Origin of the sequence: Conyzicola sp. (genome assembly GCF_046714715.1) — a bacterium.
In the GTDB taxonomy this organism is placed as follows: domain Bacteria; phylum Actinomycetota; class Actinomycetes; order Actinomycetales; family Microbacteriaceae; genus Conyzicola.
In genome coordinates, this window is the sequence record NZ_JBKKAD010000100.1 from 1 (window position 1) to 14,082 (window position 14,082).

10 protein-coding genes are annotated in these 14,082 nt (G+C 64.0%); 2 read left to right on the top strand and 8 right to left on the bottom strand.

The features are described from left to right. A partial coding sequence (locus ACLQ6X_RS07805; RefSeq protein WP_411699607.1) for a LacI family DNA-binding transcriptional regulator occupies positions 1–969 on the top strand: 969 nt, incomplete at its 5' end. 38 nt (positions 970–1,007) lie between these two features. Here ACLQ6X_RS07805 and ACLQ6X_RS07810 read toward each other — a convergent pair. From ACLQ6X_RS07810 to ACLQ6X_RS07830, 5 genes are all read right to left on the bottom strand, one after another. Continuing rightward, on the bottom strand, positions 1,008–2,060 hold the full coding sequence (locus ACLQ6X_RS07810) for a family 43 glycosylhydrolase (RefSeq protein WP_411699608.1): 1,053 nt from the start codon (positions 2,058–2,060) through the stop codon (positions 1,008–1,010). Between the two features lie 60 nt (positions 2,061–2,120). Next, positions 2,121–4,589, bottom strand: a complete 2,469-nt coding sequence (locus tag ACLQ6X_RS07815) for a family 78 glycoside hydrolase catalytic domain (protein ID WP_411699609.1) — start codon at positions 4,587–4,589, stop codon at positions 2,121–2,123. 134 nt (positions 4,590–4,723) lie between these two features. Continuing rightward, positions 4,724–5,581 (bottom strand): carbohydrate ABC transporter permease, encoded by an 858-nt coding sequence (locus ACLQ6X_RS07820; protein WP_411699610.1) that lies wholly within the window; start codon positions 5,579–5,581, stop codon positions 4,724–4,726. Beyond that, the gene (locus ACLQ6X_RS07825; RefSeq protein WP_411699611.1) at positions 5,578–6,468 is read right to left on the bottom strand and encodes a carbohydrate ABC transporter permease; all 891 of its coding nucleotides are present in this window, start codon (positions 6,466–6,468) and stop codon (positions 5,578–5,580) included. Before ACLQ6X_RS07825 ends, ACLQ6X_RS07820 begins: the two co-directional genes overlap by 4 nt. Positions 6,469–6,542: 74 nt before the next feature. Further along, positions 6,543–7,919 (bottom strand): ABC transporter substrate-binding protein, encoded by a 1,377-nt coding sequence (locus ACLQ6X_RS07830; protein WP_411699612.1) that lies wholly within the window; start codon positions 7,917–7,919, stop codon positions 6,543–6,545. Positions 7,920–8,167: 248 nt separating this feature from the next. On the opposite strand from ACLQ6X_RS07830, the gene ACLQ6X_RS07835 reads away from it, so the two are divergent. Next, complete coding sequence (locus ACLQ6X_RS07835) at positions 8,168–11,062, top strand: discoidin domain-containing protein (RefSeq protein ID WP_411699613.1); 2,895 nt, start codon at positions 8,168–8,170, stop codon at positions 11,060–11,062. Between the two features lie 106 nt (positions 11,063–11,168). On the opposite strand, the gene ACLQ6X_RS07840 is transcribed toward ACLQ6X_RS07835, so the two are convergent. The 3 genes from ACLQ6X_RS07840 to ACLQ6X_RS07850 all read right to left on the bottom strand — a co-directional run bounded on the left by ACLQ6X_RS07840 (position 11,169) and on the right by ACLQ6X_RS07850 (position 14,078). Continuing rightward, positions 11,169–12,134, bottom strand: coding sequence for a LacI family DNA-binding transcriptional regulator (locus tag ACLQ6X_RS07840; RefSeq protein WP_411699614.1), 966 nt, complete (start codon positions 12,132–12,134; stop codon positions 11,169–11,171). Between the two features lie 189 nt (positions 12,135–12,323). After that, positions 12,324–12,452 carry a hypothetical protein gene (locus tag ACLQ6X_RS07845; RefSeq protein ID WP_411699615.1) on the bottom strand — a complete coding sequence of 43 codons (129 nt, stop codon included), beginning with the start codon at positions 12,450–12,452 and terminating at the stop codon, positions 12,324–12,326. Positions 12,453–12,737: 285 nt separating this feature from the next. After that, positions 12,738–14,078, bottom strand: a complete 1,341-nt coding sequence (locus ACLQ6X_RS07850) for an MFS transporter (protein ID WP_411699616.1) — start codon at positions 14,076–14,078, stop codon at positions 12,738–12,740. Between the last annotated feature and the right edge of the window lie 4 nt (positions 14,079–14,082).

Consider the following 14,082-nt stretch of genomic DNA (forward strand, 5'->3'; position numbering starts at 1 on the left):
GTCTCGAACGTTCTCAACCGGCCGGAACACGTCACGCCCGAGCTCGTGGCGCGCGTCTCCGCGTCGATCGACACACTCGGATTCGTGCGGAATCGTGCTGCCAGCAAACTCGCTGCGGGAGTGAGCGACACCGTAGGGGTGATCCTCGTCGACCTGTCCAACTCCTACTTCACCGACATGGTCAAGGGCGCCGAACGCTACGCCGCAGAAGCCGGGAAGATTCTCGTCATCGGCAACTCGGACATCGACGAGAACAGGCAGAGGTCATACCTGCGATATTTCGAGGAGGAGCAGGTGTCGGGCATCCTCGTCGCTCCGCTAAACGGCGTGCTCACCGGGCAAGCGCGCACGTCCATGCGACAGCCGCTCGTGATCCTCGATGCTGCCTCGCAACGCCACGACCACTGCGCGGTGAGCACGAACAACGTCGTCGCGGGGCGACTGGCGGCGCAACACCTGCTGGATCTCGGCCGCCGCCGCCTGGCATTTGCCGGCGGGCCTGTAGGACGCTCCCGAGCTCTCGCCGACCGACTTCTAGGCGCAGAAGAGGCGGTCGCAGCGGTCCCCGGCGCGACACTCGAATACCTGCCAAGTGATGGAGTCCAAGTTGCGGACGGGCGACTGGTCGGCGATCTCCTCGCGACGCGTCCGGCGGACCAGCTCCCGGAGGGGATAGTCGCCGCTGCCGACCTCCTTGCTCTCGGAATAATGCAGGTATTGTCCCGTTCAACTCGGGCACGCTTCCCCGAAGACGTCGCGCTTGTAGCGTGCGACGACAACCGCATGGCATACGACAACGTGGTACCAATATCGACGGTCGATCTACCTGGGCTCGCGATGGGGGAGACGGGAATGCGGCTCCTACTCGACGAACTAACGAACCAAGGCGTTCACGAGCACAAGCACGTTGTTCTCGACCCCACCCTGACCGCCCGAGAGAGCACGCTCGGACGGCGCACACCGGGATAAACCCGCAACCGCCAGGTCGCAGGTCTATCCCGGGAGCTCTACAGGTCCTCGTAGTCGTCTGGGCTCCACGATTCGCGCCATTCGATGACCGGAATGTCACCGTCGAACCGGATAGGCAGCCACACGTAGTCCGCGATCGACGAGTCGACATGCGCAAACTCGTCCATCGGTTCGTCGCCGTCCCGTCCTGGTGCGAAGTGCGCCTCAAACTCCGTGAGGGCCCGCGAACTGTCTTCGAGGTAATCGGGTAACCAACGATCGCCGAGGGCGATGAAGAGATCCTTCTTTCCCGGATGACGGAAGACCGAAGATATTTGGGAATGGAAGGATGTGCGGGAGGCGTCGGTAGGGTGCAGATTGCCGAGCACGGTGAACGGCCCGTGGTAGCTATCGGCGACTGCGGCCTCCGACGGGTTCGGATAGTAGCCGCTGGTGCCCGATGTGAGCAGATAATGCTTGCGGTTACGGCGGAAGTAGGCAGGCGCTTCCCGGACGAATGGCGGCTGCGGCTGCGGGAAGTGGGTGGAATAGTAACCGGTGACATCGGTGTAGTCGTCGGTGAGGTCGGCGACGATCATCTCGGAGTGGACTCGTTCGAAGTAGTAATAGCCCTTCCCGTCGTGCGGGTCCACGACGAGGTCGAAGTCGCCGGCGCTCATCCCGAGCGGGCGCAGCCACAAAGTTACTTCGGCGTAGGGGCCGAGGATCGACTCGGCGGTCAAGACGGTCGACCGCTGAACGGATCCCTGAGTCATGACTTTGAGCCAGCAAACGAACTTCCCCGTTCTCTCGTTGAAAACGATGTGCGGGCGGTCGACGCCAGCCGATGGATGCAGAGGGGATTCCGGATCGTCGGGAGCCGGCGGGATGATCAGGCCGCGATCGGTCCAGTTCACGAGGTCGGTGGACGAGTAGCAGCGCACGCCCCAATGCCAGATGCCGCTGCCCGGCGTCGAGCGCTCCTTGTTCTCGCCGTACCAGTAGTGCACGCCGTCGACGGTGATGACGGAACCCCCGTGGGCGTGGATTCGGTTGCCGTCCGTGTCATGCCAAGGCTGGCCAGGGTAAATGAGGGTGTTCGAAGTGCTCATGTTCTCTTTCTGCGGTGTGTAGTACGAAGGGAGCCGTCTAGCGGCCTTGCGAAGGGCGCACTATAAAACGGAATGCGAGATGGACTGAATCGGGATGTGGAACTCGTGACGGCCAGCGGCGACGTGGGAAACCCCTTGGCTCCACGGCAGTTCGACCTCGGCGGTCACTCCGAACGGCACGTGCACGACGAGGTCGAAATTGTCGTCGTCCCGCCGCCACGAGACCTCGATCGGACCGTATGCACTGTCGTGGCGTGTCGAAGCCGCGTTCACGGAGGCGCCTGGGAGTGGCGCCACCCGCACGCGGCGGTATCCGGGTTCGAGTGGGGCGAGTCCGGCGACGCTGCGATGCAGGAAATCGACCACCGCTCCCAGTGCGTAGTGGTTAAAGGAGGTCATGTCGCCGGGGTTTATCTGCCCGTCGGGCAGCATGCTGTCCCAACGCTCCCAGATCGTGGTCGCTCCCATGGTTATGGGGTACAGCCAGGAGGGGCATTCGGTCTGCAGCAGCAGGCTGTACGCGGCGTCGATGTGTCCGGTGGTCGCCAACGCGTCGCAGATGATCGGTGTGCCGACAAATCCTGTGGGGATGACGTATCCGCCCTCGGCGACCATCTCCGCGAGGCGCGATCCCGCTCTCGTGCGGTGTTCGTCCAGTTCGAATAGATCGAAGCAGATGGCGAGCGCGAGCGCGGTCGGCGATTCGCCGACAAGCTCTCGCGACGGCAACACCCACTCCTTGCGGAATCCGGCGAGTGCATGCTGCGCGATTGCGGCGTGCTTCACTGCGGCAACCGGGTCGTCGAGGATTTCGGCGGTCTCCGCTGCGATCCGGGCAGATCGGACGAGGTAGGCAGTCGTGACGAGGTACCGGTCGGTACGTGCTGCCCCGGGATCCTCCGGAGGGGCGACCGGGTCGAGCCAGTCGCCGAGCGCGAAACCGGTGCGCACCGCTCCGTCCGGATCTGCTCTCCGGGCGAGGTGGTCGACCCAGCCGGTCATGCTCGGGTATTGCTGGGCGAGGATTCCGCGGTCGCCGAGTTGCTCCCACATCGTCCACGGGACGACCGTGGCCGCGTCGCCCCAGACCGCGGACGATGCTTCCGGGAACCCGCACGGAACCCACGGTACGAAGTTGGGTACGGAGCCATCGGCGCCTTGCTCGTCGGAGACGTCGCGAAGCCAACTGTCGAGGACCCCGCCGCTTCCGTACAGGAACAGGGCGGCCGGTGCGAACACCTGGATGTCGCCGGTCCACCCCATCCGTTCGTCTCGCTGAGGGCAGTCGGTGGGGAGGTCGACGAAGTTGTCGCGCATACTCCACACGGTGTTGTCGTGGAGTTGCTGAAGTTGTGGGTGATCGACGGCGAACCATCCGGTGCGGTCCATGTCCGTGTGCAGCACCACCGCTCTGACGGCGTCGGGAGCTAGGGAGTCCTGCGGCCAGCCCTCGAGTTCGGCGTAGCGGAAGCCGTGAATCGTGAACACGGGCTGCCAGGTCTCCTCGCCGTGACCGGAGAAAACGTAGGAATCGACTGAGGTGGCGCGACGAAGGGGCCGCACGGCCAGCTCGTTGTCCTCGAGTACCTCGGCGTGGTGAAAGCGCAGGATGTGACCTGCGGGCCCGGTGGTGGTGAACGCGAGCCGGCCGGAGATGTTCTGCCCGAAATCGAGGCGGATGCGTCCGTTCGGCAGGTAGTCGACTGCAGTCGGATGCAGCTCCTCGATCTGCCGCACCGGCTCGGCGACGGCGTGCTCGATGCGCGCCGCGACGGTCGCGAGGTCGCGAACTTCCGGGCGAGTCCACAAGCTATCGTCGAAGCCCCAACTCGACCACTGTCGGTCGAAGAGGCGCGCGTCGTAGTTCTCGCCTTCGTACAGTGCGGTCGCGGTAGTCGCGCTCGGCGATGACTTCCATCCGCGGTCGAGATCGACCACGCGGACGGATCCGTCGTGACCGACCAGCTCGAGCTGAGCGACGATGCCGATCTGAGACCCGTAAAAGTCCCACAGTCCGCCGTCGAAGCCGATGTTCCCCCGGAACCATCCGTCTGCGAGCTCGAACCCGAGGGCATTGCCGCCTGCGACGATGTGTTCCGTTACGTCGTAGGCCTGGGCGCGCAGCCGGTGGTCGTAGCTCGTCCAGCCCGGCGCGAGCTCGTCGTCGCCGACGCGCCCCCCATTGATTTCGGCCCGGTAGATTCCTTGCGCGGTGACATAGAGCCGCGCGCTGACGGGAGCCCTCTCCAGGTCGAACTGCGATCGGAGCAGCCATGCACCGCGTGGCCCGGTCCGGGGCGCCTCGGCGGAAGGGACGACGAGGCCTGCTGTCCAGTCGTCGCGCCGAAGCAGTCCGGTTTCGATGCGCAGCGGGTCGCTCCATGCGCTCGTCGTGCCGTCGCTGAGCGTGACGCGCGCGCTCACATCGACGCTCTCGCGAGAGCTGAGGGGGGAAAACGGCCATCCGACGAGCACTTGGTCGTTGCCGTCGATCCGGGCCGTCTGGGTTCTACCGGCACGATCGGTCATCCTGATGTCGGTATGCAGAAGCCGGGCATCGGCAGAGGAGCCGATCCACCAGCTGAGCCGGGGTGTTGCGGTTCCGAGCCCCGTCGCATCACGACGGTGTTCTGCCCGGAGGCGTATGACGCTGGCGATGGCGGTCATCCTTTCACCGATCCTGCGGTCAGGCCTTTCATGACCTTCTGATTGAGGAACATGTAGAGCACAAGCGTGCCTACGACGTTGACCGCTATACCGGCGAACATGGGGCCGTAGTCGACCGCGCCGTACTGTCCGGTGAAGTTGAGCAGGCCTGCTTGGATCGTCCGCAGGTCCTGGCTGTTGGTGAAGGTAAGGGCAATGAGGAGGTCGTTCCAGATGAAGAAAAACTGGACGAGGGCCACGGTGAAGAGCGCGTTGCGCACCAAGGGGAGACCGACTGTCCAGAACAACCGGTAGATCCCGGCGCCGTCGAGCGTCGCCGCTTCGAAGATCTCCCGTGGGACGGCCCGGAAGAACGTCGCCATCATGAACACGGTCAGGGGCAGTCCGGTGGCCGTGTATGTGATTATCAGCGGCCAGAGTGTGCCGGTGAGGTGGAGGTTGAAGTAGATGGTGAACAGCGGCAGGAGGATCATCTGGATCGGGATCATCACGCCGCCAAGGAAGACGAGAAGCACTGCTCCGCGGCCTTTCCAGACCATCACCTCCAAGGCGAATCCCGCGGCGGTTCCGAAGAGCAGCATGATGGCCATTGACGGGAACACGGCGATGACGCTGTTCTGAATGTATTTACCGAGGCCGCCGCCGACAAAGGCTTCGATGTAGTTGTCGAGATTGAGCTGTCGCGGGAGGGACCAGAAGGGTTCGCTCAGGAATTCGTCCTGTTGTTTGAACGATCCGAGGAGAAGCCACAGGAGCGGGTAGGCGACGATGATGAGTAGGACGGCGACGCCGATGTACACGGGTAGCCGCTTCATCGCGATCCGGGCCTTGCGTTGGAGGGTGGTCGTGGTCATTTGTCGTTCCTCGTGAGGTCGCGGCGGGACGCGCGGAAGATGAAGATCGTCATCAGGAGGCACATCAGGGTGAGCATGAGCGCGACGGTGCTGCCGTAGCCGTACTGTCCGAAGCTGAAGGACGTCTGGAACATGTAGACGGTCAGCGGGGTCGTTGACGTGCCGGGTCCTCCGTTGGTCAGAGCGACTACAGTGTCGAAGACCTTCAGCGTCCCGTTGATGCTGAATATCGTCGCGGACAGGAGCACCGGCAAGGACAGGGGCAAGACGATCGAGCGAACCAGTCGCCAGCCGCCAGCTCCGTCAAGCCGCGCCGACTCGAGGATGTCCTCGGGGATTTCCACGACGCCGGCGTAGAGCAGCACAGCGTAGAAGCCCATCGAACGCCAGAGGTCCATCATGATGATGACCCAGAAGGAGGCGTCCGGCTGCCCGAACCAGTCGAAGGTGTCGAGCCCCACGAACTCCATGATCGAGTTGACGGGGCCTGTCGTGGGTGCTGCTTCGAAGAAGCGGCGGAAAAGCAAGGCAACGGCCACGGTCGGCAGAATGACGGGGAAAAAGACCAGGGTGCGCACGAGCGCCGACGCCTTCTTCAGGTAGAAGACGTAAAGAAGTGCGAGGCCGTAGCCGACCCCGATCTGCAGAACGGTGAGCACCAACGCGTAGCGAATGGTGAAACCGACCGCTTCGAGCGCGGTGGGGTCGTTGAAGAAGCGCACGAAATTGTCTACGCCGACGAACTCGAAGCCCGAGACCGCGTTGCCCTCGTAGACGGTATAGACGAGCGACCAGACGATCGGGATGAGCATCACCGTCGTGTACACGAGCAGGGCGGGGCCAAGGAGCACCAGTACTGCGCGAGGGTTGCCGAGGAGTCGTTCCATTGAAAATGCCTTTCCTCAGCGCGAGGGCGAAGCCGGTGTACGGCTCCGCCCTCGCGTTCAGATAATTGAAGGTGTCAGCGCCCGTTCGCGTCCTGGACGAGAGTCATGAACTCCTCGCCGGTGAGGGTCCCGCTGGCCAGTCCGCCGCCGTTCTTCTGACTCACCGCCGTCGCCTCAGGGGTGAACGCCGCTTCGAACCACAGGACGCTGCTGGGTGCTTCGGCGATAATGTCCTGTACCAATTTCGTCAGAACGGGTTGGTCGGCCGGAGGGTTGTTGACGACGAAGCCGGTGACTTGGCCGAATTCGTTCAGAGCGACGTCGCCGTAGTTCTCCGTAACGCAGTCGAGCCATGCGGCGGAGTCTTCGTCGAAGCCACTCGTGGTGAACATCACCGGGATGCCGACGTTCGCCGGGACCTGGTCGCTGCTGCCCGCGCCGCCTTCGACATCGGGGAACGGAGCGAAGCCGATGTTGTCGACCCCGATCTTGTTCTGCTCTTCGTCGTTGAAGGCTGCGAGAGCCCAGCTGCCCATGTAGAAGAAGGCGCCCCCACCGGTGAGGAACTGGTTCAAGGCCGTGTTGTAGTCGATCGACCCGGCAGCCGGTCCGAAGTAGCCCGCGGTGCCGAGCTCGGCCACGGCGTCGGCCGCGGCGACGTATTCGGGGTCCGTGAGGGAGGCATCCCCGTCTGCGACTTTCTGCAGCGCGTCCGGTCCCAGATCGCGAGCGATGTAGTCGCCGACGAGGCGGGTGATCGGCCAGCCGTCCTTGCCCGCCGCGATGAAGGGCTGGACGTTGTCGGCCTGGAGCGTAGCCGCCGCGTCGACGAGCTCGTCCCAGGTCTCCGGGACTTCGACGCCGCTGTCGCTGAGCAGCTGCTTGTTGTACCAGAGGCCCTCGATGTTGAACTCGGTCGGAAGGGCATAGAGGTCGCCGCCGCCGTAGAGCGCCTTGATCGTCGACTCGGCGGCCGGGAGGATTCGCCCTTCCAGCCCCTGCTCCTCGATCGTCTCGCTGAGGTTCACCACCTTGCCCGCGTCGATGAACTCCTGCATAAGCGTTGGAGTTCCACCGGCCATGCTCACGTCAGAAAGCGCATCTTGTCCCGCGAGCAGCTGTAGCTGCTGGTCCCAAGTGGTGCCGTCGATCGCATCCGATTTGAGGGGGGCGGCTTCTTGCTGAGTGGTGCACTGATCGGCCGAAAGCATGTCCAACGTGCCCGAGATCGAGGTGTTTTGCGTCTGGCCGAGGTAGGTGAATTCTTTCGAGTCGGAGCTGCCGCCTCCACTGGCGCAGCCGGCGAGAGCGAAGACGCCAATACCGGCTGCGGCGACGAATTTGGCTCCGCGCAGGTGCCGTCGTTGTGCTGTGGTCATGTTTCCTCCTTGAAACATCTTCGCGCCATGAAGCGCTTCATTCGGTTGATTAGCGCCATTGAAACGCTTCACAAGAGTGATCCTAGATGCGTTGCGGTCGTTGTCAACAACAATTTTCCGTTTGTGGTCAACCGCTGCCGAAATATCGCAAGCGTCTATTGACACGTGCAAGTGAATTCCACTTCAATAAGCGGAACACACCGCGAGGGTCCGTCCGAAGGAGCACCGCCCTCGCAATGTCCTGCCGACGCTTTGCTCGCGTCGGCGCGACAGAATTTCCGACACGAAGGCGTGCTCCTCTTCATCATCGGAGCACGTCCATGTCCTTCAGAATCCGCCGACGCCAAGCGGTCGGCATGCTCGTCGCCGTTAGCGTGCTCGCGCTCTCGGTGCAGCCGAACGCAGACCAGGCTGCCGTCGCCTCGACCGGCGCCGGGGGCTCCGTCGCGGTCTCGTACACCTCGTACAACGTGGACGAAGGTTCTTTCCGCCTCTCGCCGCAGGCCGACAAGACACTCGTCCCCATGACGAACAGCGCGGCCACGACAATCAACGTAGATCCCTCGGCCCCTCATCAGACTTACGAAGGGTGGGGCTCCTCGCTCGAGGACGCCACGATCTACCATCTTGGGAGATTGAGCGCGACGAACAAGGAGAGCGCTCTTCAAGCTCTCGTTAGCAAGGCCAACGGCGACAACATGAACCTGTGGCGAACGACTATCGGATGCGCCGACTTCTGCCGCACGGCCAAGACGACAGGGTTCTGGACCTACGCCGACAACAGCGGGACTCCCGACCCCACCCTCTCGTCGTTCTCGATCGACCGCGACGTCGCCGACGGGAAGATCGGCATCATGCAGCGCATGCGGCAGATCAATCCCGAGGTGCGCTTCTACGCATCATTGTGGTCGCCCCCGGCGTGGATGAAGACAAACAACAGCATCACCGGACCTCAAGGCGTTTTCGGACACTGCAACACAGACGGAACCGAGCCGCGCGTCCAGCACGGCAGCACCGGACCCAACCACACCAACTCGCCGAATGACTATTACGGGGTACTCGCTGACTACTACGTGAAGTACATCAACGCATATTCGGCGCAAGGTCTCCCGATCTACGCCGTCACTCTTCAGAACGAACCAGACATCCAGATGCCCTACCCCACGACCTGTTTCACTCCGGGCCAGATGCAGGACTTCGCGAAGATTCTCAAACAGAAGTTCACTGCCGCCGGCATTGCTTCGAAGATCTGGGGCATGGATGCCAATCTCACGAATGAGACCTTCTCTTACACTGACGCGCTTCTCGGGGACACAGCCACCAACGCGGCGGTCGACGGCATCGCGTATCACAACTACGACAACTCGAACATGTGGCAACCGAACGCTGTGGCTGCACAGTATCCGACGAAGACCCAGCACATGACCGAGATCACCCAGGGCGCTAACAAGCTGATCGAATTCTTCCGTGGCGGCGTGAGCTCTTACTCCGGTTGGGCGACGATGTTCGAATACTCGCAATGCGACGCCGTCGACGACACCACGAACGACCTGGTCCTGTGCAACGCAGGTCCGAGCTGGTGGTCGGACCGTCGGGTCAACCCGTCGGACCCCGACGCGGACACGCCCTCCCTCATCTCCCCGCGCGCAGGCGATCCATCTCAGTACGACCTAAACGGCTGGTACTATATCTGGGGACAGTTCTCCAGGAACATCCAGATCGGCGCTAAGCGCATCGACAGCACGGACCGAATGGGCAACGTCTCAAACGTGGCCTTCCAAAACCCCGACGGTTCGATCGTGGTGGTCGTCGCCAACCGGCCCGATGCAACAGGGCTGCCCGACTCTGACCCTGCACGGTACAACACGACCAGTCTCGATACCGCGCCGGCAGCTATCCGCATTGCGACCCCAGACGGCCAGTTCACCGACACACTCCCCGGCGACACAATCGCCACCTACGTCTACACGCCCACCACGGGCAACGCGATCAGTAAAGCCGGTTGGACCGCGTCCGCGACAAACACCTCGGATGCGTTCACGCCCGCGCAGGCGATCGACGGCAACCCGCGAACCCGGTGGATGTCGGGCGCTGACCAGGCCGCGGGACAAAGCTTCACGGTCGACATGGGTGCCAGCCGTACGATCGACCAAATCTCGCTCAACCAGATCGAACTGCCCACCGACGGACCGGCGAGCTACACGGTCCAGACATCCGCCAACGGAACGGACTGGAGCGGTACCGTCTCGAGCGGTAATGGAACCTCCTCCTTCACCAACATCTCCTTCTCGCCGACCGCGGCACGCTACCTCAGGATCAACCTCGCCGGGGCGGCCGGGAAATGGTGGTCGATAGGGGATCTCACCGCCTACAACAGCCAATCAGGCCTGCTTCCAAAGAACGGCGGCGCGATCGCCGGGTCCACGACAGGAGACGGGACGGCGACGGCCGCCGCCTGGGACGGCAAGGTCGAATCTCGATGGACGACAGGCGCAGCCCAGGCGGTCGGCCAATGGTTCCGCATCGACCTCGGAGCGGCCCGGACGTTCACGGCAATCGAACTCAACTCCGGCTCCCGATCGGGCGACTTCCCTCGCGGCTATACGGTCCAGGTATCCAACGACGGTGTCAACTGGGGCCCGCAAGTCGCCGCCGGCAACGGGACGTCGCACCAGACGCGCATCGGCACCGGCGCAAACACGGCGCGCTACATCCGAGTCCAATTGACATCCGCATGGTCGGGGAACTGGTGGACCGTGGGTGAGGTTCGCATCTACAACGAATCCGTCTCATCCACGTCCGGCGTCAGTTGGTCATCGCTGAGCCACAGCGGTTGGACTGCCTCAGCGTTCGCGAACAGCGGCACCGCCGCTCAGGGCGTCGACCCTTGGCTCAACTCCCGTTGGCAGTCAGGTCAGCCGCAGGCCAATAGCGAGTGGTACGAGGTCGATCTGGGCGCAGCGCGCACCTTTAAGGGCGTGCAGCTCATCCAGACCGGGGGCCCCGACAGCCGCGGCGGCGACTTCCCCCGGGGCTACGAGATCTACACCTCGTCAGACAATATCTCTTGGAGCAAAGTCGCGGCGGGCAGCGGATACGGAGTTGTGAACGCCCTCTTCGCCACCCGCACAGCACGGTACATCAACGTGCACAACACGGGCACCGACCCGAATCACTGGTGGTCAATCGGGATGTTGAACGTCCTTATCGACTGACGTCGGTTACGTCACCGGGCGGTGGGGCGACATAATCAGTCGCGGCACCGCCCGATTACGTCGGTGTCGCGATCACGCCTCCAGTCGGGGACGCCAACCGTTCGGCCTAAGACGAATCGCGTGCGACCACCATGGGGCGCACGGGGAGACGTACGCCCACTGGGTCCTCGCCCGCTACGAGAGCCGCGACCTCCGCGGCAAGGTCGGCCACGAACGAGCCCAAGTCGGCGCCCACACTGCTCAAGGCGGGGATTGAAAGCTGTGACACCGGATCATCGTCGACTCCTATCACCGCCAGATCACCCGGAACGGAAATCCCGAGGTCGGCTGCGGCTGCGAGAATCACGAGGGCAACCCGATCGTTGTAAGCGCAGATTGCCCTCGGTGGCTGATCCAGCGCGAACAAGGCCTCGAGCTTCACGCGGGCCTCCGCGCGATCCGACGGCATAGCGAAAATGCGCGGTTCGGGAAGTCCGAGTTCGTGAGCGCGCGCGAGAACAGCATCCCTGCGGAGTGCCGACGGACGGTGGAGGAGCGGACCGTAGGGAGCCGCGAAGCCGAGTACCCGATGCCCGCGGGAGAAGAGATGATCGACCTGTGCCCTGCCAGGTGCCGCCTGAAAAGCATCCAAGCCCGGGAAAATGGACCGGACCGGCACCCGAGAGTTGCGAACCAGGTCGCTGAATCCGACCTCGTCTTCACCGAGCGACGTCAACACGAGCACCGGGGCGAGGTCGCTACTCATCCCGGCTACGGCACTGCCCAATTGCCACAGCAGCTGCAGACCGCGGCTGGTCAGAGTCTCTGCAAGATCCGCAACGATGCGAGCTCCCACCGGTTCAGCGGCAGTGGCCAACGACGGGGTGACTAAAACGACCGTGGTGCCGGGCGCTCCTCGCAGCAGCCGGGCAGGGCCGTAGGGGACGTACTCCAAACGTGCGGCTGCCTCAAGCACCCGTTGCCGGGTGGGCTCAGGTATTCTCTGCCGGGGATCGGCGTTGAGGACGTAGCTCACCGTGGCGCGCGACAGTCCGGCCTCGCGTGCGACATCAGTGCTGGTCACCCGTGCCATCTCGTCGTCCTCCTCCGGTCCATGCTAGGGGTTGGCATGAAGGCCCCGGGCGGGCAGCTACTCGGCGCAGCCGAGATCTCGCCGCAGTGACAACTTTCGGGGGAGAGACAGGCGGATCCTACGCCTAGAAGCACGGGCTGAGGATCGAGGCGCGTGTCCTCGTTCGACTCCCAGCGTCGGACGTCTGCCTCAGTGGGCGGGAGAGCGCTGCTCGAACCGGATAAAGTCGACAACCGCGTAGGCGTCAATTCCGTCGCCGTTGTCGTCTCTGGGCCACGTGGCCTCATCCAGCCCGGGCAGGTAGGAACCGATGGTCAAGACGATCGTTACAAAGAGGCGTGGTCAAAAGGCCGACCTCCGGCGGCCCGAGGGTCTGGCTCCGCTGCGACCTGATGGATCTTCCCGTCGATCGCCCAACTGTTACGGCCCGGTTGCCGTTCCCATACTGCTCCGCCCAACGATCCGTCAACGTCGACCCGACTGGTCACGCGGGGAAGGCCAGCCCCATCGGGCAGGTGCCCGCGGTGCTGACCACGCACGAGGTCGCTACCAACGCAGGTCCCGTGCTCCTGAGGAGCACGGGACCCTAGATAGACCGAACGCTCAGGCCAGCTGCCGCTTCTCGGCGTCGACGAGCTCGTTGATACGGGCACGCTCCGCGCGGCCGTAGGTCTCGCGGGTGACGAGGATGCCGATCAGGCCGACGACGGCTGCGGTCATGTAGAGCAGCGAGGCGCCGGGCCAGCCGATCCAGCCGACGAGCAGGGCGGCGAGCAGGGGCGCGAAGCCGCCGATCGCCGCGGCGATCTGGTAGCCGAGAGAGGCGCCCGAGGTGCGGGTGGAGGTTCCGAACTGCTCGGTGAGCAGCGAGCCCTGTACGCCCGTGAGTGAGGCGTGGATGAAGCCGATGCCGAAGATGAACACGGCGATGACGAGCGCGGGTGCTCCGTCGTTGGTGAGCAGGTACATCGGGAACGCGAAGCCGATCGCGACGAGGCAGGCCACGATGTAGATCGGTCGGCGGCCGACGCGGTCGGTGAGCGAACCCATGATGAAGGTGACGACGATCGCGACGAGGCTGGCGGCGGTGATCGCGCCGAGGGCTGTGGGGCGGATGTCCGGGTACCGCTCCGAGAGATAGTTCAGCAGGTAGGTGGCCGTCGAGTAGTACGCGAACGACTCGACGATGCGGAGAGCGATGACGCGGAGGATGCTCTTCCAGTCGCGGCGGATGGTCGTGAGGAACGGGTTCTTCTCGATTTTGCCCTCGGCCTTGGCCGCCTCGAACTCGGGCGACTCCGACAGGCGGGAGCGCACGACCAGCGCGACGACGACCAGCACGGCGCTGAGCAGGAACGGTATGCGCCACGCCCAGTCTCCGTCGAGGTTCGCGCAGATGAGGAACATCGCGCTCGCGAGCGCGATGCCCAGCGGGTTGCCCGCCTGGGGGATGGCGGCGTACATGCCGCGGCGGTTCCACGGCGCGTGCTCGTAGGCCATGGTGATGGCCCCGCCCCACTCGGCGCCGAAGGCGAGGCCCTGGATCATGCGGATGATGACCAACAGCACGGGTGCGATGACACCGATCTGGGCGTAGGTCGGCAGCAGCCCGATCAGGAACGTGGCCCCGCCCATTACGAGCATGGCGCCCACGAGCACGGGCTTACGTCCGAACTTGTCGGCGAGGTAGCCGCCCACGGCACCGCCGAGCGGGCGCATCAGGAAGCCGACGGCGAGGGTGGCGAACGAGAGCAGGGTTCCGATGAAGCGGTCGCTCTCCGGGAAGAACACCGCGCTGAAGTACAGTGCCGAGGCCGTGCCGTAGGCGATGAAGTCGTAGTTCTCGACGCTCGTGCCCAGGGCGGCGGCCAGCGCCGTCTTGTTGCGGTCCTTCGAGCCGAGCGCAGATTTCTGCGGGCTCGTGGTGGTGGTCGTGGATGTCACGGGT